Here is a 23335-nt window from a genome sequence, read left to right as displayed (position 1 = left end):
AAATCTCCACAAGAAGCTCTACAAAGATTGTACATTCGTTGCGGAGTTACTCGCGGAGATTTCTCCTTCGTCGAAATGACAAACTTTATCTAAATATTCTTCATAGAACAAAAAAAACGATGCTAAATTGCATCGTTTTTTTTAAAATCATTTCGATTTCTTTTTAGAACCTTTCTTAGATTTCTTCTCTTTCTTCTTTTTTAACAAATCCATTTTACCTTTAATCCTTTTCTCAACTTCACTAATTCCTGAATCATAGTCATGTAGAATAGAATATAATTTTGCCTGCTTAATTTCTTTTAAGGCATCTTTGAATTTATGCTGTACTTCTAACAGAATTGCTTTTTTGATGTAAATCTCTGACTTATTGATCCCTTTAACCTTTAAAGCAAAATCTATTAATTTCTGCGCTTCTTCGTAATCTTCATTTAAAATCAATGTTTTTAAATAATACGGATATACTTCAAGTGCATGAATATTAATCGATAAAGCCTGTTGAAAATACGATTTCGCTTCTTCATAATTCATTAATTGTTCTGCCTGTATCCTTCCGTACAAACACAAAACCATCGTGTTTTTATCGTCATAAGAAAAAGCATAATCTAAAGATTCTATTGTCCCTTCAAGCCAAAACGGATAATTATCCAAGGCTTGAAAAAGGTATTTATCAGTTGTTTTCATTTCGTAAATCTTTTTTTAATTTCTGACGAGTTCCTTTGTAGCTTTTCTCAACTTTGTTCTTTTTAAAATCACTTCCGGTAAAAACTCTAATTGGGTTTCCACGCTCTACATTGAGCTGGTTTTCCCATTGTTTTCCTACGTGATTTTTAAGCTGAACCAGTTTTTCGTCATCTAGTTTTTTTAATAATCTTTCTTTAGCCAGTTTTTTGTTTTGGTGCTGCGAACGGCTGTCCATTGCCACAACTGCAATTCCTGTTGGAATATGTGTCGCACGAATTGCTGAACTTACTTTGTTTACATGCTGACCGCCTGCTCCAGAGCTTCTCATCGCCTGATATTGAATATCGTTTTCTGAAACTGATGCATTTTTCTGCTGTTCAATCTCAAAAACCCCAATAAACCAGTTTTTGCGTTTGTGCATTTTCCTAAACTGACTCTGACCAATCCATTGAATCGTTCCTATCCAAGATTTCACAAATTGATCTGCATTTTTTCCTTTTACCGAAATCGATGCTGTCTCCACTGTACCGTTTTCCTGCCCTGCTTCTCGCTGTAGCAAAACAGTTTCTAAATTTTGATCTTGGGCTTCTTCCAAAACTTTTTTAAGCACTTGGGCGACAACCCAAGTGCATTCTGCAGGTCCGCGACCCGCTGTTATCTGAATTATTCTTTCCATTTTTTAAAATTTTGAGCAGTTTTTCTCTGTTTTTAGCTGCTTTTACAAATTGTGGAAGTCTTGAAACCATAGTCCCATTACCACTACCATCATTGTTTCTTTCTCGTAAATCTGCTTTAATGTATCTTTCTAGATAATCGATATGATCAAGATTATAAGCCCAAAAAAGATTTCCATTTACTTCTTTTTGAAACCAAATTGGTAAATTATACCACATTTCTTTTGCTAAACCATTATCTGCTTTCGATTCTTCTTTAACTCTATATGATTTTGTTTCCCATTCCTCCTGAAAATCACAATGAGGACATTTAGTTTTATACGTTAAAGGTTTGTCTTTTAGCGGCTGAGATTGATATTCAAATTTTTCAAAGCAATTATTGCAAAATTCTTTTCCAAAAGCGATGTATCTATACACTGGTTCCTTCATTTTATAGAAACAATTTTTGCATTCAAAAACCATATTGTGACATCTTCCACATTCACATTTTTCCTTTAATTCTTCTTTCACAACTGCTTTTGATTCGCATTTTGGACATTTAACCAATATCTCATTATAAAAGCTTCCCAGCCATTTATTTTCATCTTGAAATCTTTCCATAATATTTAATTTTTAGCGGTCCATTCTAACAATCTTTGGCGTAAATGTTCCCAGCACTTCAACTAAATCGGTTTGGTTCGCCATTACTTTCTCGATGTCTTTGTATGCCATTGGTGCTTCATCAATATTGCCGCCAATCAAGGTTACATCATTAGCTTTCAAAACCTTTTTAATTTCACTTTGCGTAAATGTACTTTTACATTTCGCTCTCGAAAACAAACGTCCCGCACCATGCGAAGCTGAATTTAAACTATCAGTATTTCCTTTACCTTTTACAATGTAACCTGGTGCCGTCATAGAACCGGGAATAATTCCCAATTGTCCTTCACCAGCAGGCGTTGCACCTTTTCTATGTACAATACATTCCTGACCATTTACCATTTCTTTCCAGGCAAAATTGTGATGGTTTTCAATTGTAACCACTACTCTTTTTCCAATTGCTTTGGCAATTCGTCTGTGAATATCGTCATGGCAGGCTTTTGCATATTCTCCAGCTAAATTCATTGCCAGCCAATATTCCTGACCATCATGCGTATTTAAATCCAACCAAGCCAAATGCTGTACGTTTTTTGGTAACGGACATTGTTTTGTTGCCAAATAAGTATAATGCTTTGCAATGTTTGCACCCAAACCACGCGAACCGCTATGCGAGAGAACGGCAAAATATTCGCCTTTTTCCAATTTCCATTCGTTCTCCGGATTCTCAATTTTAGCAATTCCAAATTCCACAAAATGGTTTCCTCCTCCAGAAGTTCCTAATTGTTTGTAGGCCTTTGGTAAAAGATTTTTCAGCAATGGAATGTCCTGAAACTCGCTTTTATGAAAAACTTCATGATCGACTCTTGACACATGCGTTTCATACATTCCAAATTTTGTATTGTCTTTTAAAATTGCTTCTAACTGATGTTCTTTTCCTTTAAAATGAGAAGCTGGCAAATCAAAAATTGAAAGACTCATTCGGCATCCAATATCAACACCAACTCCATATGGAATTACAGCATTATCTGTCGCTAAAACGCCGCCAATTGGCAGTCCGTAACCTGAATGTGCATCTGGCATTAAAGCTCCAGCTACTGAAACTGGCAGTTTCAATGAATCATACAATTGGAATTTTGCCTGCTGATCAATTTCATTTTCACCAAAAATGGTAAAAGGGGCTCTTGTATTATTAAGCTGGTGCATTCTTACCTGAACGGGTTTAATTAAACCTTCAGCAACTTTTCCCCAAGTTCCGTTTCCTTCGTACTTTTCAGGATTTAGCAAAACATCTTTTGCTTCTGTTAGAATATATTCCTTTTTTTCTCTTTTTCTATATCTGTTTATCTGCCCTAAAGCGATATTTATTGAATTGTTCTTTGGAAAACCTAATTTAATCAGGTCTTTTCCAGTTAGTTTATTTCCCATTATTTATATCATTTCGTCTAAATATTGCTGATACAAAGTGTTTAGACTTTTATTTTTAATTGGGCTTGTCTCTTTTGGGTTTTCTTTTTGATAATAACTCCATTTCAGAGAACTGCCGTGTATTAATCTGTTTATTTTATTTCTTAAATTAAGATTAACTATGTAATTGTCAAGAATCTGAATTTCACTTTCCAAATCTGAATCGACCATTTTTGTATGCGTTATCATGTATGGGCTAACGCGAAGTACATAACGCCAAGGCTCATTAAACACATAATGAATTTTATATCGCTTGAAATTGCTGCACCAGCGTTCCCGCTTATAAAAATGTGCTTTTTCTTTTTCTGTCAATTCTAATTTTGGACTTTTCCATTCCCATTCAGAGAATTCTTTTACAGTTTGAATCTTTTCAACATATACGTTCCTTCTTTTTCTCTTTTTCTTTCTTTTAAAAGATTTTTCAGAAGAAAACTGCCATGTATTTATTTTTTCCAATAATGTTCTGTAAAATTCAGCTTCGCTAGATCTTGCTACATCTTCTCTCAGTACAAAACTGCGCTGCCATCCTTTTTGATAAGGATTTTCTAGCGGAATCAATGGTAAGTCTTTTCTTTTTTTCCAAAGTTCTTTTTCCCGTTTTCTTAACTGAATTAAATGTTTTTCAAAATCTTCCTTTGCTAATCTTTCTTTCCTTCTTCTACTTTTAAAACGAGTACATAAAGCATACTCATCTACCGTATAATTTTCCATTAAAAAAATTACAGTTCATTAAATTACAAGCCATAAAGGCTTAACATTTTATCCTTGAGGATAAATAATAAAATCGGTTTTCGGGAAAATTTGAAGTGTCTAGAATAAAAAAGCCCGAAACTAAATGTCTTCGGGCTTTTTTATATATCTAAAAATATATTTCTAAGATTGAAATAAGCCACGAAGAATAGCTGCACCAAATTCGTTTGGTGTAAAGCTTTGTGATGTCGATGTAAGTACAAACATTTTCTTCGTTTTTAAAAGGGTTATTATTTTTTTCGTGTGCAAATATTCAGAATTGTTTTTTGATTTTCCAAATTTATTTTAAAGAAAATTCTTCAAAAAATAAATTATTCCTTTTTTAGAACTCATTAAAACCACAGTATACACCTGAAAACTAAACCTATAGCCTTGATAGAAGCGGTATCCTTTTTCTTGCTTCTTTAGCAAGAAAAAGATACAAGCGGATAGCAGGAAATTGCTCCTAATTAAAATTTAAATGAAAAATTCAAATTTAATTTGTTTTCTCAGGGTGTATACTTTTTATTCGAAACAAGATTATGCTGAATTTCTTTTTACTTTTTAGGCATAAAAAAAGCCCTGATTTCTCAGGGCTTATATTTTGCAGGTGAATTAATTATTCAGAAACTTTGCTCTTTACAACTAATCTGAAACCTTCTCCATGAATGTTTAAGATTTCAACATCTTCGTCAGATTTTAGATACTTTCTAAGTTTAGCGATGTAAACATCCATACTTCTTGAAGTAAAGTAGTTGTCATCTCTCCAAATTTTAGTTAAAGCTAATTCTCTCGGCATTAAATCATTTTCATGAAGAATAAGCATTTTAAGCAATTCATTTTCTTTTGGAGATAATTTTATTGGCTCTTCATCCTGAAAAGTCAAGAATCTTAATTTTGAATTTAAGTGGAATTTACCAATGTTAAATTCAAATTGTACTTGTTCTGCTTTTGTATCAGCAGATTTTCTTTGAATGATTGCTTTAATTTTCATTAATAAAACCTCTGAATCAAAAGGTTTATTTAAATAATCATCAGCACCTGCTTTGTATCCTTTTAACACATCTTCTTTCATAGATTTTGCTGTTAAAAATATAATAGGCACTTCACTATTTTTTTCTCTAATTTCTTTAGCCAAAGTGTAACCATCTTTATAAGGCATCATTACATCAAGAATACATAAATCATACACATCTTTCTTGAATTTCTCGAAACCTTCCATACCGTTTTTAGCTAAAGTAACTTCAAAGTCATTTAACATTAGATAATCTTTAAGAACCGCCCCAAAATTTAGGTCATCTTCTACTAAAAGTATTCTTTTGTTAGTATTTTCCATATTTTAATTTATTAATGGTATTTTTATTATAAAGGTGCTACCTTTTCCTTTTTCGCTTTCAACATATACTTGTCCATTGTGATCCTCGACAATTCTTTTTACATAAGCAAGACCTAAACCGTGTCCTTTTACATTATGAAGGTCTCCTGTATGTTCTCTGTAAAATTTCTCAAATACTCGTTTTTGAGCTATCTTACTCATTCCTAATCCATGATCTCTTACTTTTATCAGGATCATATCTTTTACATTTTCTGTAAATATTTCAATTTCGGGAGTTCCCGGCGAATACTTTATAGCATTCTCTAAAATATTAACTAATACGTTTGTAAAATGCACTTCATTAATCAAACATGTTGTTCTTGCTGCATTATAGTGTTTTACCACCGTACCTTCTCTGTCTTCTAAAATTAAATTTACATGCTCGATTGCATCGTCAATAATATCAGTTACTACAGTTGGTTCTTTTGTAATATCAAGTTCTCTTTTTTCTAATTTAGAAATACGGAGTACATTTTCAACCTGGGCATGCATTCTTTTATTTTCATCCCTTATCATTTGAAGATATCGATAAACCTTTTCTTTATCTTCAATTACTTTAGGGCTCCTAATAGCATCTAACGCTAAGTTAATCGTTGCAATTGGTGTTTTAAACTCGTGCGTCATATTATTAATAAAATCGGTTTTGATTTCAGAAATATGTTTTTGACGCAGTAACTGATTTAATGCACTTGTATAAGCAACTATTATAATTAATGTAAATACTATCGATAAAATAGTAATACTTAATAACTCAGATAATAAAAATTTCTTTTTATTTGGGAAGGTAACTGATAATTCATATCGGCTGTTTCCTTCGTTATCAGTATATATCGGAATATTATATGTTGCTTCTTTGTCATAGTGAAATCCATCCGATTTAATTTTGGTTGGAACACCGCTGCTGTAAATTCCGTATTCGAATTTGGTTTTAACACCATATTCTTCTAATTCCTTTTTTAAAAGTTTATGCAGTTTATCTTTTGTAATTCGGCCTTCAATGGGGGTTAATGAAGCAATGTCTTTATACTGAATCTGCTGCTGAACTTTATTTAAAATATCTAAACTTCCGGATTTTTCAATTTTAAGATCCGGAATAATACTCTGACCTAAACTATTATTATCAATTCCGTTGTTATTATTATAAACTTCTGTTACTCTTTTAGAACTGAAATTTTTAAATCTTTCGCTGCTGAATTTTTTATTAAAAAGAGATCCGTCTATATCGTAATCTTCAGAGCTTAGAGTATTAGAATAAACAATTGTTTTATTTGTTTTTGTGTTTCTTTGTACATACAATACTTCAAGTAAGTCTTCCTTTTGTGGAATTTTACCGGTACTGTCTTTTATACGGTTGTATTTGTCGTAAAAACTGTATTCTTCTTGCTGCTCAAGTTTATCTGCAACATTTCCAATTACTTGTGTAACGTGGTATTTAAACTGTTCTTCATTATTTTTAAATGAAGAATTGAACCAAAATACCTGTACCAGAATTATCCCTATTAAGGACAAACTCATCAATAAAACAAGTATTCTAAAAAATAATTTATTCATCGAAACAAAATTAATATTTTAACAATATACTAAATAATACATTAACCAAATATTAACATTTAAGACTGTTTTTGTTTTATTTTCAAAATTTTAAGAATTTCACCAACTTCTTCTCGCGCAATTTTAAGATTACTGTTATTAATTACAAAATTGCTTAAAGAAATTCGTTTTTCGTCATTCCACTGCATTTTCATTCTGCTTAAAACCTGTTCTCTTGTAGAATTGTCGCGTTTCATTACTCTTTCAATTCTTATCTCTTCAGGCGCTGTAACGGTAACTATATAATCAAATTCTTTATACTTGCCGCTTTCAAACAAAATAGCTGCTTCATATACCACAAAATCCATTCCTTTATTTTGTAAAAGCCAGGATTGAAAATCTTTTTTTACGGCAGGATGAACAATTGCATTTAACTTTTCTAATTCTTCTTTATTGTTAAATACTATTTCGGCTAATTTTGACCGGTTTAAAACATTATTATCAAAGAGCGATTCTCCAAAAGAAGTTTTTATTTGATTTATAATTTCTGATGACTGCATTACCTTTTTAGCTTCATCATCAGCAATATAAACAGGAATTCCTTCTTCTTTAAAAAAACTGGCAATTGTTGTTTTACCGCTTCCTATTCCGCCGGTCAGGCCAATTATTTTTGTCATATTATATTTTAAAAAACATACGTGGAAAAGCTTCTTGTGGTTTTTTCTTTAATAAAATCACTTTTACAAAAGATTCCAAAAATCCTGTTCCGTAACCATAAAATTGTTTCCAGACAGCAATTACTGACAAATATCCAATTTTGATACTTTTATTCTGAACACTCGCTGTAAGAAAAATTATAACGAAATATACAAAATATAATTGTAATAAAATATCAATATTGAAAATTAACAATAAAAAAGCTAATAATAACCCCAGAATAAAAACAGTAGGAAAGAAAAAAGTGAGTTTATTATGTTCTGGATACCAGCTGTTTAAAATAGGTCTTGCAATACCAAATTTCTTTACCTGAATAGAGAATTTTTCCCAGTCAATTCTGCGTTTGTGATACACAAAAGCCTCAGAAAACAGCCTTGTTTCAAATCCTAAGTTCCATAAACGGATAGATAAATCCGGATCTTCGCCTGGGTGTATGTTTCCGAAACCTTTTGACGCTTCAAAAGCTTTTTTAGAAATTCCCATATTAAAGCTTCGGGGCTGAAATTTATTTATCTTCTCAGAACCGCCTCGAATTCCACCTGTTGTTAAGAAAGAAGTCATGGCAAAATTGATTGCTTTTTGAATGTTTGAAAAGCTTTTAAGAGCTTTATCAGGACCTCCAAAACAATCTACGTATTTTTCATCTAAAGCTTTACGGACTTCGGTTAAATAATTTGGAGGAATAATACAATCTGAATCAAAAATGATAAAATAATCACCTCTAGCTTTCTGCATCCCAAAATTTCTTGAATCACCCGGACCTGAATTTGGTTTAAAGTAATACGAAATATTCAATTTCCCTTGATACGTCATCACTACATCTTTACAAGGAATAGAAGAACCATCTTCAACAAGAACAATTTCAAAAGGTTCGTTGTAATCAGATTTTGTAAGGCTCTCTAAAAGTTCATCAACTTCATCTGGACGATTATACACTGGTATAATTAAAGAAAAAATCATAGCGGGAATGCGGTTTTAAGTGGTCTGTTTTAAACTTTATAAAATTTTAACAAAGATAAGTTATATTCATAAAAAAACCACCAACTTTTGGTTGATGGTTTCTTCTTGTTTTATATGTATTTTTATTTAATACTTTCGATATTAACTACTTCATTAGTATCTGCTTTGTAGTCTACTCCGGCGAATTCAAATCCGAATAAATTCAAGAAATCGTTTCTGTAGCCTGCTAAATCTCCAATAGATGGAAGTGTTTCTGTCGTAGCTTCTTTCCAAAGTGCAGCAACTTTTGCCTGAACGTCTTCGCGCATTTCCCAGTCGTCAATTCTAATTCTTCCTTTTTCATCAACAGGAACTTCAGAACCATTGTATAATCTGTCTTGGAATAAACGCTGAATCTGCTCGATACATCCTTCATGAATACCTTCTTCTTTCATGATTTTGTATAAAAGAGAAATATATAACGGAATAACCGGAATTGCAGAACTTGCTTGTGTAACCAAAGCTTTATTTACAGAAACATACGCTTTTCCTCCAAGAGATTTTAAAGTATCTGTAATTGTAAAAGCTGTAGCTTCTAAGTGATCTTTTGCACGGCCAATTGTACCTTTACGGTAAACCGCCTCAGTTAATTCTGGCCCAATGTATGAATAAGCGATTGTTGTTGCGCCTTCTGCTAATAAATTTTCATTTTTTAAAGCATCAATCCACATTGCCCAGTCTTCACCGCCCATTACAGCCACTGTATTTTCAATATCTTCTTCATTTGCCGGAGCAATAGAAACCTCAGATACGTTTCCTGTATGGAAATCAACTGTTTTATTTGTAAAAGTCTGTCCAATTGGTTTTAGAACTGAACGATGCGTAACTCCTGTATTAGGATTTGTACGTACTGGAGAAGCTAAACTGTAAATAACTAAATCTACCTGACCTAAATCAGCTTTGATTAAATCTAAAGTTTCTCTTTTAATTTCGTTTGAAAAAGCATCTCCGTTGATACTTTTTGCATATAAACCTGCTTTATGAGCTTCTTTTTCAAATGCAGCAGAATTATACCAACCTGGCGAAGCTGTTTTTCCTTCAACCGGCGGTTTTTCAAAAAACACTCCAATTGTAGCAGCATCTGATCCGAAAGCACTTGTAATTCTTGAAGCTAATCCGAAACCAGTAGAAGCACCAATAACTAATACTTTTTTTGCTCCTGCAATCGCACCTTTTGATTTGATATATTCAATTTGATTTTTAACATTTTGTTCGCATCCCGCCGGGTGGGCTGTCAAACAAATAAATCCTCTCATTCTAGGTTCTATGATCATACTTGTTTTATTTATTCGTTAATAAGCTATTTATTAGATAAATGAGGGCTTATTACCGTTTGTTTACTTATTTTTTCGATGACAAATATAAAGTATTTCTTTAGTTCAACAAGGCTTTAGCGTGATTTAAAGCCGAATCAGAAACGACTGCTCCGGATAACATTTGAGCAATTTCTATAACTCTTTCATCCTGAGACAACAGCTTCAATTCTGACTGTGTATCATCATCTATGGTTGCTTTTGAAACTTTGAAATGCGAATCGCCTTTTGCTGCAATTTGCGGTAAGTGTGTGATGGCAAAAATCTGCATTTTAGCACTCATCTCTTTCATAATCTCTCCCATTCTGATGGCAATTTCTCCAGAAACTCCTGTATCAATTTCATCAAAAATTAAAGTAGGCAGTTTTGAATATTGAGCTAAAATTGCTTTTACAGCCAGCATAATACGAGACATCTCTCCTCCTGATGCTACTTTTTTCAGCAAACCAAAATCAGTTCCTTTATTGGCCGAAAGCAAGAATTGTAATTCATCTTTTCCGTTTTGGAAATAGGTTTCAGATGGTATAAGTTCAATATTAAAACGAACGTTTGGCATTCCTAAGGTTTCTAAAATCGAAATTAACTGATTTGATAAAACCGGAATGGCATTTATTCTATTTTGATGAATTTTAGCGGCAAAAGCATCTAATTCAACCACTTTTTCTTCGATTGCTTTTGATAATGTTTCGATTTCTTCCTCGATATTATCTAATTCAAGAAGTGTGTTCCCTAAATCTGCCTGAATTTGAAGCAGCTCTTCTACAGATCCTGCGTGGTGTTTTTTCTGTAAATTGAAAATCAACTGCAGTTTTTGACTTACTAATTGTAATTGCTCTGGATCGTTTAGCAGTTTTTCTGAAGCATTTTGCAGTTCTTTTGAAACATCATCAAATTCTATTGATATACTGGTTATTCTATCAAATAAACTTTGATATTCAGTAGAAAATGGTGCGATTTTTTGTAATGCCGTTTTAATTTCATTTAGATTATGAAATACTCCAAACTGCTCTTCGTTTGCTATTACAAGCGATTTATCAATTGATTCTTTAATGATTTCGACATTATTCAGTTTTTCAAAATCAGCTTCTAATTCTGCCTGTTCTCCTGATTTTAATTTAGCCGAAACCAATTCATTTAATAAAAATGTATTGTACTCCTGCTCTTTTCCTGAATCACTTTGTTTTTTCAATAAAGCATTCAGTTTTGATTTTTCTGATTTATAACTTTTTAATAAATCCTGATAAGACAAGATAATATCGTTATTATTTGCAATAGCGTCAATTATCTTAAACTGAACTGTTTCGTCTGATAATTCCTGGGTTTGCTGCTGTGAATGGATATCGATTAAAAACAAGCTTAAATCCTGCAGTTCCTGAAGATTGACAGGACTGTCGTTTATAAAGGCACGAGATTTTCCTGAAGGCAGAATTTCACGTCTGATTATGGTTTCGTCTTCATAATCGAGGTCATTTGCTTCAAAAAACTCTTTTAAATTGTATTTTGAGATTTCAAACTGCGCTTCGATAACGCATTTTTCTTCTTTATTTTTTAACGAAGTAAGATCTGCTCTTTTTCCTAAAACAAGCCCGATTGCACCTAAAATAATAGATTTTCCCGCTCCTGTTTCACCTGTAATTATAGAAAATCCTTTTGAAAAATCGATAGAAAGTTTTTCAATCAGCGCATAATTTTTAATTGACAGTGAAGTAATCATAGAGGAAAAAATATAAAATAAAAGTGATACGAAGAAAGTAAAAAAAATTAAGTTTTTAAAACTTAATTTGAGACCATTTGGTTGAATTTAATGGAGAAACTCTATTTAAAACATCGGTAAGATCTGTAACCGGAATACTTGGCCCTCCTGAAAATATAGAAACTATTTCATCTGATTTGGCATCAAAAAATACTCTTGTTAAAAAAGCATTTGGTCTAACTGAATTTAATTTACCAATAAGCACAACAGAAGATTTTATTTTTTCTTTTGCTCCTTTTAGATCATCGCTCATGGTATCTAAACCTGTATGATACAAGAAGCTTGTTTGACGCAAATCTGCAAACATTGGAGAAAGCATATCGTTTATTAAATAATAACGATTCTGAAGTCCATCGGTTTGAGTCCATCCTTTAAAACCTCCCTGCTGCGCTACGTTTGCAATGTTTTGAGCCGTTTCAAAGTATTGATTTCCTGCTCCTGATTGAAAAGTATCAGCATCCATTCCTAAAATTACATAGCTGTAAAATGAAATTACAGATACTAAATTTGATTCGTAAACAGAAGGATTAAACAATAAAGGTTCGTACTCTGTGTATTTAAAATTAAAATCTTTATCGTTAAAATTAAAAACCGGAGATGAGTATGTTGAATTAAAAATTAATCGCGAGGATTGTATTTGTATTGTTCCCGAAAATTGATCTGAGCTGTAAGACGACAATGTAATATACATTGAACAGTTAATTCTTTCGTTTTGTTTTAACACAGTTCCTGTCCAGTCTGTTTTATTAACAAACTCAGATAAAGAAGTCTGCAGGGTTTTAAACACCTGCTGATTTGCATTAGGAAGTCTTTCTGTGTTTACAGTAACAGTACAATTTAGCTGCTGTGCCTGAGTTAAGCCAAAAGTCAAAAAAACTAAGAAAGTAAGTATCCTGTTCATACAAATAAAATATTATTTTTAATAGCATAAATAGTGTTCCTATTTTTTGCTTTTAGACTACATTTTAAACATTACAATTTTGAAAAATGTAAAATTACTTTATTCAAAATATCTTGAGCTACAAATTCTTTTGCCTTTAACTCCATTGGCTCAATTTTAAAATCTTTATCAATAAAAGTAACTTTATTGGTTTCTTTTTTAAAACCTGCGCCTTCATCCTGCAAAGAATTTAGAACTATCAAATCTAAGTTTTTTTTCTGAATTTTCAACTTAGCATTTTCAATTTCATTTTCAGTTTCTAAAGCAAAACCAACTAAAAATTGATTTTTTTTGATCGCTCCTAATGAAGATAAAATATCTTTTGTCTTTTCCAGATCAATAGAAAATTCAGCTGCATTTTTTTTAATTTTCTGCAAAGCGACTTCTTTCGGTCTGTAATCCGCAACTGCGGCGGCGGCGATTGCTGCATCAACGTCATTAAAATATTCATGACAAGCTTCATACATATCTTGCGCTGAAATTACATTTACAACTTTAATTGATGCATTCTTAGCTTTGTAATGTGTTGGTCCTGAAACCAAAACAACTTCTGCTCCAAGATTAGCCGCTTCATTAGCGATATCAAATCCCATTTTTCCTGAAGAATGATTTCCTATAAAACGTACGGGGTCTATCGCTTCGTATGTCGGACCTGCAGTAATTAGTATTTTTTTTCCTTTTAAAGGCAATTTACTCTCTAAATCAGCTTCTAGAAAAGCAATAATATTTTCTGGTTCTGCCATACGGCCTTCTCCTGACAAACCGCTGGCCAGCTCACCGCTTTCAGCCGGAATCATAATATTACCAAACTGTTTCAGGGTATTAAAACTAGAAATTGTAGAGGGATGTTTGTACATATCCAGATCCATTGCCGGAGCAAAATAGACTGGACATTTTGCTGATAAGTATGCAGCAATTAAAAGATTATCGCTGTTGCCTGTCGCCATTTTAGATAATGTATTTGCTGTTGCAGGTGCTATCAGCATCAAATCGGCCCAAAGACCTAATTCGACGTGATTATTCCATACAGCATCTTCATCATCCTGATTAAAGAAATTGGAATGTACCGGATTTTTTGACAGGGTAGATAATGTAAGCGGGGTTACAAAATCCTTAGAAGCAGGTGTCATTATCACTTGGACATGTGCACCTGCTTTTATAAAAAGTCGTACTAATGAGGCTGTTTTATACGCTGCAATTCCACCAGAAACTCCCAGTAAAATCTTTTTACCGTTTAAAACTGACATTATTACTATATATTATTTGTTTGAGTTTCTGTGGTAAGTTTTACCGTCTAACCATTCCTGAACTGCTAAAGCGTGAGGTTTTGGTAATTTTTCGTAAAATTTAGAAACTTCAATCTGCTCTTTATTTTCAAAAACTTCTTCAAGACTGTCATTATAAGTAGCAAACTCTTCTAATTTCTCAGTTAATTCTTTTTTAATTTCAGAATTAATCTGGTTTGCTCTTTTAGCCATAATGGTAATTGCCTCATACACATTTCCTGTTGGCTCTTCAATAACTGTTTTATTGTAAGTTATTGTGTTAACAGGAGCATTCGTCTTTTTTAAATCCATGACTTTATTTATTTAGTAAATTTTTGTAAATCTGTTTCAACTCTGGCATTCATTTGATCTGCCTTTTCTTTGTACTTAGTATCGCTTTTATATTTCATCAAATTAGCATATGCTGTCTGTGCTACATGTAAACGTTCTTCCATTTTTGATGGTACACTGTTTATAGCTAATTGGTATGCTGAATCATATTTATAAAACAAAGCGTCTTCTTTTAGAGGTGTTCCGGGAAAATCAGCAATAAAATTATCAAATGCAACTAAAGCTGATTTGTAATCTGAAATTGTGTTATATCCTTTAGCATTCTCGTATGCTTTTTTCTCTAATTTTCCGTTCAAAATCTTAACAGACTCATTTGCCTGAGCTAAATATTCTGAGTTTGGGTAATTATCAATAAAAGCCTGTAATTTATCTAAGGCTTTTACAGTATCTGCCTGATCTAAACTGTAAACAGGTGCTAATTTAGAGTAGCTGTAAGCTCCTAAAAATGCTGCTTCCTGTACTTTTTCGCTTCGCGGGTATCCAGAAACAAAACTTTCAAACTGATAACCTGCTAAATAATATTGTTTTGTCTTGTAATAAGACTGAGAAAACATATAAAAAAGCTTTTCCGCCTGAGGCTTACCTCTATAAGTAGGTGCGAGTTGTTCAAAAAGACGGATCGCCTTATTGTATTTTCCAGCATCATACATTTTTGTCGCTACTTCGAATTTTGCTGCGACATCTTCATTTTTTAGAGCTTTTTGATACTCACTACAAGAACAAAAAAGGGCAGCAACAATTAATAGAGATACTATTTTTTTCATTTTTTTACTTTTATTATGATTTCTTTAGACATTATGCCAAAGCAAAACCACACCGAAGTTTCGGTGGCAAATTTAGGTATTAATTTAGCGACTGCAAAATAATTTTTTAGTATATTAAAATACTAACACTTTAACAATTATTTAATGCTGTTTTTTACAAAGTCATTTATTCTTTCTGCTAAAGATTCATCTACAGAAACTAATGGAAGACGAACTGTGTTCTCCGTAATACCAAGTGCCTGAAACACTTGTTTGATTCCGGCCGGATTTCCCTGCTCGAAAATCATGTCGATACAGTCTGATAAAAAATATTGCGTTTTAAAAGCTTCAACTGCTTTTTTATTCAATCCTAAACGAATCATTTCTGAAAATTCTTTAGGATAACCTTGTCCAATTACAGAAATTACTCCTGCACCACCGGCTAAAACGATAGGCAGAGCGATCATATCGTCTCCAGAAATTACAAGAAAATCTTTTGGCGCATCTTTAATAATTTTTAAAGCCTGAGCCATATCTCCTGCTGCTTCTTTGATAGCTACAACATTATCAAAATCATTAGCTAAACGAATTACGGTTGAAGGCAGCATATTGCTGGCAGTTCTTCCCGGAACATTATATAAGATTACAGGAACCGGAGATGCCTCGGCGACAGCCTTAAAATGCTGATAGATTCCTTCTTGTGTAGGTTTATTATAGTATGGTGAAACTGAAAGTATGGCTTCAAAAGCAGAAAAATCTCGTGTTTTTAATTCCTCTACAATCTGCATGGTATTATTACCTCCAACTCCAAGAACTAAAGGCAGCCTTCCTTTATTAACATCAATTACGGTGTTAATAACCAACTCTTTCTCTTCTGCTGTAAGGGTTGCATTTTCTGCAGTTGTTCCCATAACAACAAGATACTCAACTCCTCCATCAATCGAAAAATTAACAACGCGCTGCAATGCTTCGATATCTACTGAAAAGTCTTTTTTAAATGGAGTTACAAGCGCAACACCCGTTCCTATTAATGATTGCATATTTTGATTTATAATTTTATTTTAAACTTTTTAAATATCTAAACAATTCTGAAATGAAAAGTTTATACTCTGCTGTTGTCGTTTCTATCATCCATCGATTTAGTTTTTTATCGACTGATGAAAATCCTACTTTAAATTTTGCTTTTGATTTGCTTGTGAGCATCATCAAAATAGGTGTTTCAACTTCATAATAACTAATCAAAAGATCAAATTCTGTATCTATAAATTCACTTAAAAATGCTTCGGTTACCTGCCCTCTCCAGTCTATATGTTTTCTGCCAAAAGTGGGTTTTGAATATATTTTTTTCTTTTTGAACTTACGTCTGTACGCGACAATTTTTATATTTTCTTCGGCAATTCCATTCGATATTAATTCTTTTATCAGTTCTTTTGAATAACGAAATTGTGTTTCATCTACCAATAAACCAACCGTTTGAATATTGCTGGTAAAGACTTCGTTTTTGACAATATTCAAGTTATTTTTTAATGATTTTTTTACAAAAAATTCCTTTATATAATTTAAAAACATAGTACTTTTACAAATTACAAAATTAATTATTTAAGCCGCATTTAAGATGGTAAAACTAAAAAAGTATAACCGATTTTTAAAACTTTTTGTTATATTCTTAACACTATTTTCAATAATCTCTTGCAGCAACAAGAACTATAATTTAACGAAAATAGAAGGAAAACAGATTCCGGTTACAAAAAAAGGTACCGAAACTCCTGAAATTGAAAAATTTATTAAGCCTTATCGTGATCATATTAATAAAGATCTGGACAGTGTTCTTGCCTACTGCCCTGAAAATTTAGATAAAAACTCGGGGAAATGGCAGACTACTATTGGCAACATGCTTGCTGATGCTTGTGTACAGCGTGGTGATATTATTTTTAAATCCAGAGAAAACAAAACCATTGATTTCTGCCTTTTAAATTTTGGAGGTATCAGAGCTGGTCTTCCAAAAGGAAATGTTACCAGCAGAAGTGCTTTTGAAATTATGCCGTTTGAAAATAATTTAGTTGTACTGGCATTAAAAGGTGAGCAAGTTCTTGAAATAACTTCTTATTTTATTAAAACACAAAAAGCACAGCCTTTATCTGGTATGACTTTTACTATTGCAAAAGATAAAACTGTTAAAAATATTTTGATACAAGGCAAACCTTTTGATGTAAACAAAACATATTATGTTGCTACGAATGATTATTTAGCAAATGGTGGTGACAATATGAGTTTTTTCGCAAAAAACACACAGAAATTTGATTTGAATTATAAACTTCGAAATGTGCTGATTGATTATTTTAAACAAGTTAAGACAATCCCGGTATCAAAAGATATTAGAATTACAGAAGAATAAAGAAATCAAATTAAGAAAAAATAAAAAGCGCTTACGCAAAAAATATACAAGATGAAAAGAAGAGAATTTATCGAAAAAACAGCTGCAAGTACTGCCTTATTAAGTTTAGGATTGTCTTTGAGCAGTTTTGAAACTAACGATATTAAACACTTAACTGTTCTTCATACTAACGATGTTCACAGTCATATTGATCCTTTTCCGGCTGATGATCCTCGTAATCCAAACAAAGGCGGTGTTTCTCGCCGTGCAGCACTTATTGAAACTATTCGTCAGGAAAACCCAAATGTGCTTTTATTAGATGCAGGAGATATTTTTCAGGGAACTCCGTATTTTAATTATTACGGCGGTGAACTTGAGTTCAAACTGATGAGCATGATGAAATATGATGCTTCGACAATTGGAAATCATGATTTTGATAATGGTCTTGATGGTTTGTATGCTCAAATGCCTCATGCGACTTTTGAATTTATAAATTCTAATTACGATTTTAAAAATACGGTTATGAACGGCCTTGTTAAACCGTATAAAATCTTTAATAAAAACGGAATTAAGGTTGGTGTTTTTGGTGTAGGAATTGAACTTCAGGGTTTAGTTGACAAACAATTATATAAGGAAACTGTTTATAATGATCCTGTTGAAATTGCTCAGGATATGACGCAATTATTAAAGAAAGAAGAAAAATGTGATTTGGTTATCTGCCTTTCGCACCTTGGATATAAATATAAAGATGAAGAAAATAAGATTTCAGATTTAAAATTTGCTGAACTTACACAGGATATTGATTTGATTATTGGCGGCCACACGCATACTTTTCTTGACAAACCTACAATTGTAAAAAATAAAGCAGGACAAGAGGTACTGGTAAATCAGGTTGGATGTTACGGAATTAATTTAGGCCGTATCGATTTTTATTTTGATAAAGATAAAGCACACAGCAACCAAGCCAGATCAATTGTTGTATAAGGCTCTTCGTTTCTTTTTAGTTTTTTCAAGAAAATATTCTACCATAAAATAATAAGCTAGAATTTGTGTTACATCACGAATTAAAACCAGTACAACTGAATAGGAAAAGTATTGATTGAAGATGTAAAATATATCCGAAAATATATAACTTACTGCCATTAGGGACATTAACAATGTAATAAATGTCCCTTTGGTAATGTAGCTTACAAATGAAAAATAGCTTATTAAGCTTAGCACAATTCCGTATAATATATAAATTATATTGAAATTCTGCATATTATCAAATTTCATACTGAGTACAGAAATAAGCAGATAAACAATAAATACGACTACTATTGAAATTGGCAGTATGTCTTTTTTTACGAGTTTTATTCTTTCGTGTTCTCTGATAAAAAGGAGCAGGATTAATGAATATACAATAAGAAAGCTTATTACACCGCCAATCTCTGAAACCTCAACATCCATCAAATCAAAAACCTGCCCAATAAAGCAAAACAGGAATATTAAACCTTCTGTCTTCTTTATTTTAAATTCATTACTGATAAAAAAATAAATAAAAATAGCGGGTAATACTATTGCTTTGGCATAGATAGCCATGAAGTCCTGTTTAGTACAATCAAATATGATTGTAAACAGTAATGACAAGAAAAATAAAATCAACGAGGGCTTATTCGCTTTCATTAAGTTTGGTTATAAATTCGTCTTCAGATAGTATAGGAATATTTAATTTTGTTGCTTTTTCTAATTTAGCTGGTCCCATATTATCTCCTGCTACCACAAAGTCGGTTTTTGCAGAAATTGAACTTCCTACTTTTCCTCCGTTGTCTTCGATTGCTTTCTTTAATTCATCTCTTGAAAATTGGCTGAAAACTCCTGAAACTACAAAAGTTTTTCCAATAAATTTCTCGGTAGCATTTGGGTTGACTCTTTCTACGGTTTCAAACTGAATACCGTATTTTTTTAATCGTTCGATTATGATTTTATTTTCTTCGTTTTCGAAAAATTCGATAACGCTTCTGGCAATTCTTTCTCCAATTTCATCAACCAGAATTAAATCCATTAATGAAGCCTGGCTTAAAGCGTCTATGTTTTTATAATGTTTGGCTAGCTTTTTGGCTACGGTTTCTCCAACAAAACGAATTCCAAGCGCAAAAAGAACGCTTTCAAATGGAATTTCTTTTGATTTTTCTACACCGTTTACCAAATTTTCAGCAGATTTTTGTGCCATTCTTTCTAAATGAAGAATATCTTCTACTTTTAATTCATATAAATCTGCATAGTTGTGAACTAAGCCGTTTTTGAATAATAAAGCAACGGTTTCTCCTCCGAGTCCTTCAATATCCATTGCTTTTCTTGAAATATAATGCTGGATTCTTCCGATAATCTGCGGCGGGCATCCATAAAAATTCGGGCAGTAATGGTTGGCTTCTCCAGCATTTCGAACTAATTCAGTCTCACACTCAGGACAATGTGTTATGTATTGTGTAACTTCTGAATTTTCAGGACGTTTTTCCAGATCTACGGCAATAATTTTAGGAATAATTTCTCCGCCTTTTTCAACAAAAACGGTATCATTTATTCTAATGTCTAATTTTTCAATTTGATCTGCATTGTGAAGTGAAGCTCTTTTTACAATAGTTCCTGCCAGCTGCACAGGTTCTAGATTGGCAACTGGAGTAATAGCTCCTGTACGCCCAACCTGATACGATATTGATTTTAATTTTGTTGAAGCCTGTTCTGATTTGAATTTGTAGGCAATGGCCCAGCGTGGTGATTTTGCCGTGTATCCAAGTTCTTCCTGAGAATGAATGCTGTTTACTTTTATAACAACACCGTCTGTCTCATAAGGTAATTTATGGCGGTGAACATCCCAATAGTCAATAAAATCAAAAACTTCCTGCATACTGTTTACCAGTTTGGCTTCATTTGGCACTTTGAATCCCCATTTTCTGGCCGATTCTAATCCTTCAAATTGAGTTTTAAAAGGAAGATTATTTCCTGCAACAGTATATAAAAGACATTCAAGAGGACGTTTCGCCACTTCTGCACTGTCTTGTAATTTTAAACTTCCGGAAGCTGTATTTCTTGGGTTTGAATATGGGGTTTCTCCAATTTCGATTAGTTCCTGATTCATTTTTTCGAAACCGGCAAAAGGAAGGATTATTTCTCCTCGTATATCAAATCTTTCTGGATAATCTCCTTTTAATTTTAACGGAATAGATTTGATGGTTTTAATATTATTGGTAACCTCATCTCCTTGAAAACCATCGCCGCGTGTAAGCGCCTGAACTAATTTTCCATTTTGGTATGAAATGCTGATTGAGGCTCCATCGTATTTTAATTCGCAGGTATATTGTAAATTAACGTTACCTAATACACGCTGAATTCTGTTTTCCCAATCTATTAGATCTTCTTTAGAATAGGAATTATCAAGCGAATACATTCTGTATTGGTGCGCTATGGTTTTGAAGTTTTTTGTTACTGATCCGCCGACTCTTTGTGTTGGTGAATCTTCGTCAAAAAATTCAGGATGTTTGTTTTCTAAATCCTGCAGTTCTTTTAATTTGATATCAAAATCGTAATCAGAAATTGTGGCGTTATCCAGCACATAGTAATTGTAATTGTGCTGATTAAGTTCTTCTCTTAATGTTTGAATGGTTTCCTGAATATTCATATAATATTAAAATAATGCTGATTTGATTTGAAAGTAATTTGAATATCAAAATTAGGATTATTTTAATTCAAAAACATTAAAATTTGAAAGTTTTATAAAATCAAAAATCAGGCTGCAAAATATGCGGCCTGATTTTCTCCTTGTCCATTATTCTTAAAAAAGAATTTAAAAAAACCAACTTCCAAATGGTTTCTACGTTCTATACTTTTATACTGATAATCAAATTATTAGAGTGCAAATATAGTACTATTTTTGAATAATGATAAAGTCAGAGCGTCTGTTTAATAAATGTTCTTCTTCAGTACATTTCACTCCGTTTTTACATTTATTGATTAATCGGCTTTCACCGTAACCAATGGCACTTTCAATTCTTGAAGCATCAATGCCTTGTGAGAGAATATAATCTCTTGTTGACTTGGCTCTGTTGTCTGAAAGTTTTAAGTTATAGGAATCTTTTCCACGAGAATCTGTATGTGATTCTATTTTAATTTTAATGTTTGGAAATTTCTGCATGATGAAAACAACTTTGGTCAATTCTTCAATAGCTTTTGGCGTAATATCGTATTTGTCATAATCAAAATAAATAGGCTGAACATCTACCATTTCTACGCCTCTCTTTTTAACTACCAAATCGTCGTAGTTGCTTAGTTCGAAGTTGACATCTTTTATTTCGCCTTCGTTTTCTTTTGTTGTTTCTACTGTTTTTTCTTCGCTGCTATAATTTGGCTTTGCCGCAATCATATTTACAACTTTATTACATGGAACAACAATTGCATATTTTCCTTCGTAATTGGTTTTTGTTTCTCCAAGCACTTCTTTAAAAGAGTTGTAAGCCATAATGGTAACATCTGTTAAAGGAAGTTTCGTTTTTCTGTCAACTGCAATCCCTGAAATACTTTGGTTGCAAACGGGTTTACCTTTTACAAATGAATAAATATCATCATCCCCTTTTCCTCCTGCTCTATTTGATGAAACATAACCATAAGTATCTGCTTTATCAACAACATAAGTAAAATCATCTTTGTTACTGTTTATTGGTGCGCCAAGATTTCTAGGGGTTGTAAAATTTCCATCGGCTAAAAATTTGCTTTCGTAAACATCTAAATCACCTAAACCATAATGTCCGTCTGAAGAAAAATACAGCATTCCGTTTCTGTAATAAGGAAAAACCTCATTTCCCATTGTATTGATATTTGGTCCTAAATTTAATGGAGAACTCATTGTTCCATCGGCAGCAATTTTTACCACATACAAATCGGTTTCACCAAAACCTCCCGGCATATCTGATGCAAAGAAGAGCCATTGTCCGTCTTCGCTTAAACAAGGATGTCCAACTGAGTAATCGTCATTGTCAAAGAAAACATTTTGAGGATTTTCTAACTTATTATCTACAATTGTGCCTTTTACAATTTGAAAATTGTTGACTTTATCTCCATCGACTACCAATTTATTTTTCTTTACAATGTTTGTCGAATAATAAATGGTTTTCCCGCTTGGATCGAAACTTGCCGTAGCTTCGTGATATTTGCTCATGACATTTGGAAGAAAAAGTTTTTCATTAAACAAACTTCCATCAGCCGGATTTCTTTCTGAAACATATAAATTCAAAAAAGGCTGATTGTTCCATGTATAGAGTTTTTCACTAAATTTAGTAGTATCTCTTGCTGATGTAAAAACGATTTTATCTCCAAAAAATGTTGCTCCAAAATCAGATTTACTGGTATTAATATCCAGATTTTTAATCTGATAAAGCGATTTTGATTTTGCTAAACTGTCCAGCTGTTTCTTTTGGACAACATAACGGTTGATCTCTTTTTTATCGCCTTTTTTATCGAGATATTCTTTTGTAACTCTATCAGCTTCATCATAATCCATAACTGCTTTCATAGATTGAATATAACGCAGATAGTAAATATCGGTTAAATTATTCCCCTGAACTTCGTATAGTTTTTTATACCATTTAAGTGCATTTCGTGCATCTGAAATAAAGTAATACGAATCGGCAGCATTTTTTAAGGTTTGAGCCGTAGGATTTTTGATGTTCTGCAAAATTTCTTCATAGGCTTTTGAAGCATCGGCATATGAATAATTTCTAAACAAGGCATCGGCTTGTTTTAAATTAGTCTTTTGAGCAAAACTAAACGTAATGCTCAAGACTAAACTCAGGATATATAATTTTTTCATATGTTT

The 23335-nt window shown here is 32.4% G+C and carries 22 protein-coding genes; 2 read left to right on the top strand and 20 right to left on the bottom strand.

What is annotated here, in order from left to right; all coding sequences use genetic code 11:
- Positions 1 to 147: 147 nt before the first annotated feature.
- From PQ462_RS08645 to PQ462_RS08565, 17 genes are all read right to left on the bottom strand, one after another.
- On the bottom strand, positions 148 to 681 hold the full coding sequence (locus PQ462_RS08645) for a hypothetical protein (RefSeq protein WP_121361589.1): 534 nt from the start codon (positions 679 to 681) through the stop codon (positions 148 to 150).
- On the bottom strand, positions 668 to 1357 hold the full coding sequence (prfH, locus tag PQ462_RS08640; RefSeq protein ID WP_274253130.1) for a peptide chain release factor H: 690 nt from the start codon (positions 1355 to 1357) through the stop codon (positions 668 to 670). Before prfH ends, PQ462_RS08645 begins: the two co-directional genes overlap by 14 nt.
- Positions 1284 to 1955: a hypothetical protein gene (locus PQ462_RS08635; RefSeq protein ID WP_274253129.1), complete on the bottom strand. Its 672-nt coding sequence runs from the start codon at positions 1953 to 1955 to the stop codon at positions 1284 to 1286. The genes prfH and PQ462_RS08635 overlap by 74 nt, the downstream gene beginning before the upstream one ends.
- Positions 1956 to 1967: 12 nt before the next feature.
- Positions 1968 to 3359, bottom strand: coding sequence for an RtcB family protein (locus PQ462_RS08630; RefSeq protein ID WP_274253128.1), 1392 nt, complete (start codon positions 3357 to 3359; stop codon positions 1968 to 1970).
- Positions 3360 to 3362: 3 nt separating this feature from the next.
- A complete protein-coding gene (locus tag PQ462_RS08625; protein ID WP_274253127.1) occupies positions 3363 to 4109 on the bottom strand; it encodes a hypothetical protein in 747 nt (248 codons plus the stop codon).
- A gap of 637 nt (positions 4110 to 4746) precedes the next feature.
- Positions 4747 to 5463 (bottom strand): response regulator transcription factor, encoded by a 717-nt coding sequence (locus PQ462_RS08620; protein ID WP_012025443.1) that lies wholly within the window; start codon positions 5461 to 5463, stop codon positions 4747 to 4749.
- Between the two features lie 3 nt (positions 5464 to 5466).
- Positions 5467 to 7053 carry a sensor histidine kinase gene (locus PQ462_RS08615; RefSeq protein WP_121361593.1) on the bottom strand — a complete coding sequence of 529 codons (1587 nt, stop codon included), beginning with the start codon at positions 7051 to 7053 and terminating at the stop codon, positions 5467 to 5469.
- Positions 7054 to 7112: 59 nt separating this feature from the next.
- A complete protein-coding gene (gene coaE, locus PQ462_RS08610; RefSeq protein WP_274253126.1) occupies positions 7113 to 7709 on the bottom strand; it encodes a dephospho-CoA kinase in 597 nt (198 codons plus the stop codon).
- 1 nt (position 7710) lies between these two features.
- Positions 7711 to 8709, bottom strand: a complete 999-nt coding sequence (locus tag PQ462_RS08605) for a glycosyltransferase (protein WP_012025446.1) — start codon at positions 8707 to 8709, stop codon at positions 7711 to 7713.
- A 122-nt stretch (positions 8710 to 8831) separates the two neighbouring features.
- Positions 8832 to 10022 carry an enoyl-ACP reductase FabV gene (gene fabV / locus PQ462_RS08600; protein ID WP_012025447.1) on the bottom strand — a complete coding sequence of 397 codons (1191 nt, stop codon included), beginning with the start codon at positions 10020 to 10022 and terminating at the stop codon, positions 8832 to 8834.
- Between the two features lie 100 nt (positions 10023 to 10122).
- Positions 10123 to 11775, bottom strand: a complete 1653-nt coding sequence (gene recN / locus PQ462_RS08595) for a DNA repair protein RecN (RefSeq protein WP_274253125.1) — start codon at positions 11773 to 11775, stop codon at positions 10123 to 10125.
- Between the two features lie 55 nt (positions 11776 to 11830).
- A complete protein-coding gene (gene porD, locus PQ462_RS08590; RefSeq protein ID WP_012025449.1) occupies positions 11831 to 12715 on the bottom strand; it encodes a type IX secretion system protein PorD in 885 nt (294 codons plus the stop codon).
- Between the two features lie 71 nt (positions 12716 to 12786).
- A complete protein-coding gene (gene coaBC / locus PQ462_RS08585; RefSeq protein WP_274253124.1) occupies positions 12787 to 14001 on the bottom strand; it encodes a bifunctional phosphopantothenoylcysteine decarboxylase/phosphopantothenate--cysteine ligase CoaBC in 1215 nt (404 codons plus the stop codon).
- Between the two features lie 12 nt (positions 14002 to 14013).
- Positions 14014 to 14331: a DNA-directed RNA polymerase subunit omega gene (locus PQ462_RS08580; RefSeq protein WP_012025451.1), complete on the bottom strand. Its 318-nt coding sequence runs from the start codon at positions 14329 to 14331 to the stop codon at positions 14014 to 14016.
- Positions 14332 to 14339: 8 nt separating this feature from the next.
- Positions 14340 to 15134 carry an outer membrane protein assembly factor BamD gene (locus PQ462_RS08575; protein ID WP_012025452.1) on the bottom strand — a complete coding sequence of 265 codons (795 nt, stop codon included), beginning with the start codon at positions 15132 to 15134 and terminating at the stop codon, positions 14340 to 14342.
- 137 nt (positions 15135 to 15271) lie between these two features.
- Positions 15272 to 16153, bottom strand: coding sequence for a 4-hydroxy-tetrahydrodipicolinate synthase (gene dapA / locus PQ462_RS08570; RefSeq protein ID WP_274253123.1), 882 nt, complete (start codon positions 16151 to 16153; stop codon positions 15272 to 15274).
- A 16-nt stretch (positions 16154 to 16169) separates the two neighbouring features.
- Positions 16170 to 16682 (bottom strand): DUF6913 domain-containing protein, encoded by a 513-nt coding sequence (locus PQ462_RS08565; protein ID WP_443135210.1) that lies wholly within the window; start codon positions 16680 to 16682, stop codon positions 16170 to 16172.
- Positions 16683 to 16728: 46 nt separating this feature from the next.
- Between PQ462_RS08565 and PQ462_RS08560 the strand changes: the two genes are divergently transcribed.
- Together PQ462_RS08560 and PQ462_RS08555 are read left to right on the top strand one after the other, a co-directional pair.
- Entirely contained in the window at positions 16729 to 17508 is a 780-nt protein-coding gene (locus PQ462_RS08560; RefSeq protein ID WP_274253121.1) for a 5'-nucleotidase C-terminal domain-containing protein, read from the top strand.
- Positions 17509 to 17559: 51 nt separating this feature from the next.
- Positions 17560 to 18471 (top strand): bifunctional metallophosphatase/5'-nucleotidase, encoded by a 912-nt coding sequence (locus PQ462_RS08555; RefSeq protein ID WP_274253120.1) that lies wholly within the window; start codon positions 17560 to 17562, stop codon positions 18469 to 18471.
- Here the strand turns inward: PQ462_RS08555 and PQ462_RS08550 are convergent.
- From PQ462_RS08550 to PQ462_RS08540, 3 genes are all read right to left on the bottom strand, one after another.
- The gene (locus PQ462_RS08550) at positions 18457 to 19068 is read right to left on the bottom strand and encodes a lysoplasmalogenase family protein (protein ID WP_274253119.1); all 612 of its coding nucleotides are present in this window, start codon (positions 19066 to 19068) and stop codon (positions 18457 to 18459) included. The genes PQ462_RS08555 and PQ462_RS08550 overlap by 15 nt on opposite strands.
- Before the next feature lie 70 nt (positions 19069 to 19138).
- A complete protein-coding gene (gene ligA, locus PQ462_RS08545) occupies positions 19139 to 21145 on the bottom strand; it encodes an NAD-dependent DNA ligase LigA (protein ID WP_274253118.1) in 2007 nt (668 codons plus the stop codon).
- A 246-nt stretch (positions 21146 to 21391) separates the two neighbouring features.
- Positions 21392 to 23329 carry an OmpA family protein gene (locus tag PQ462_RS08540; RefSeq protein WP_274253117.1) on the bottom strand — a complete coding sequence of 646 codons (1938 nt, stop codon included), beginning with the start codon at positions 23327 to 23329 and terminating at the stop codon, positions 21392 to 21394.
- Positions 23330 to 23335: the final 6 nt, after the last annotated feature.

This window comes from Flavobacterium sp. KACC 22758 (assembly GCF_028736135.1).
In the GTDB taxonomy this organism is placed as follows: domain Bacteria; phylum Bacteroidota; class Bacteroidia; order Flavobacteriales; family Flavobacteriaceae; genus Flavobacterium; species Flavobacterium johnsoniae.
Note: the sequence above shows the minus strand (reverse complement) of the source record. Positions and strands in the feature narration are given on the sequence as shown.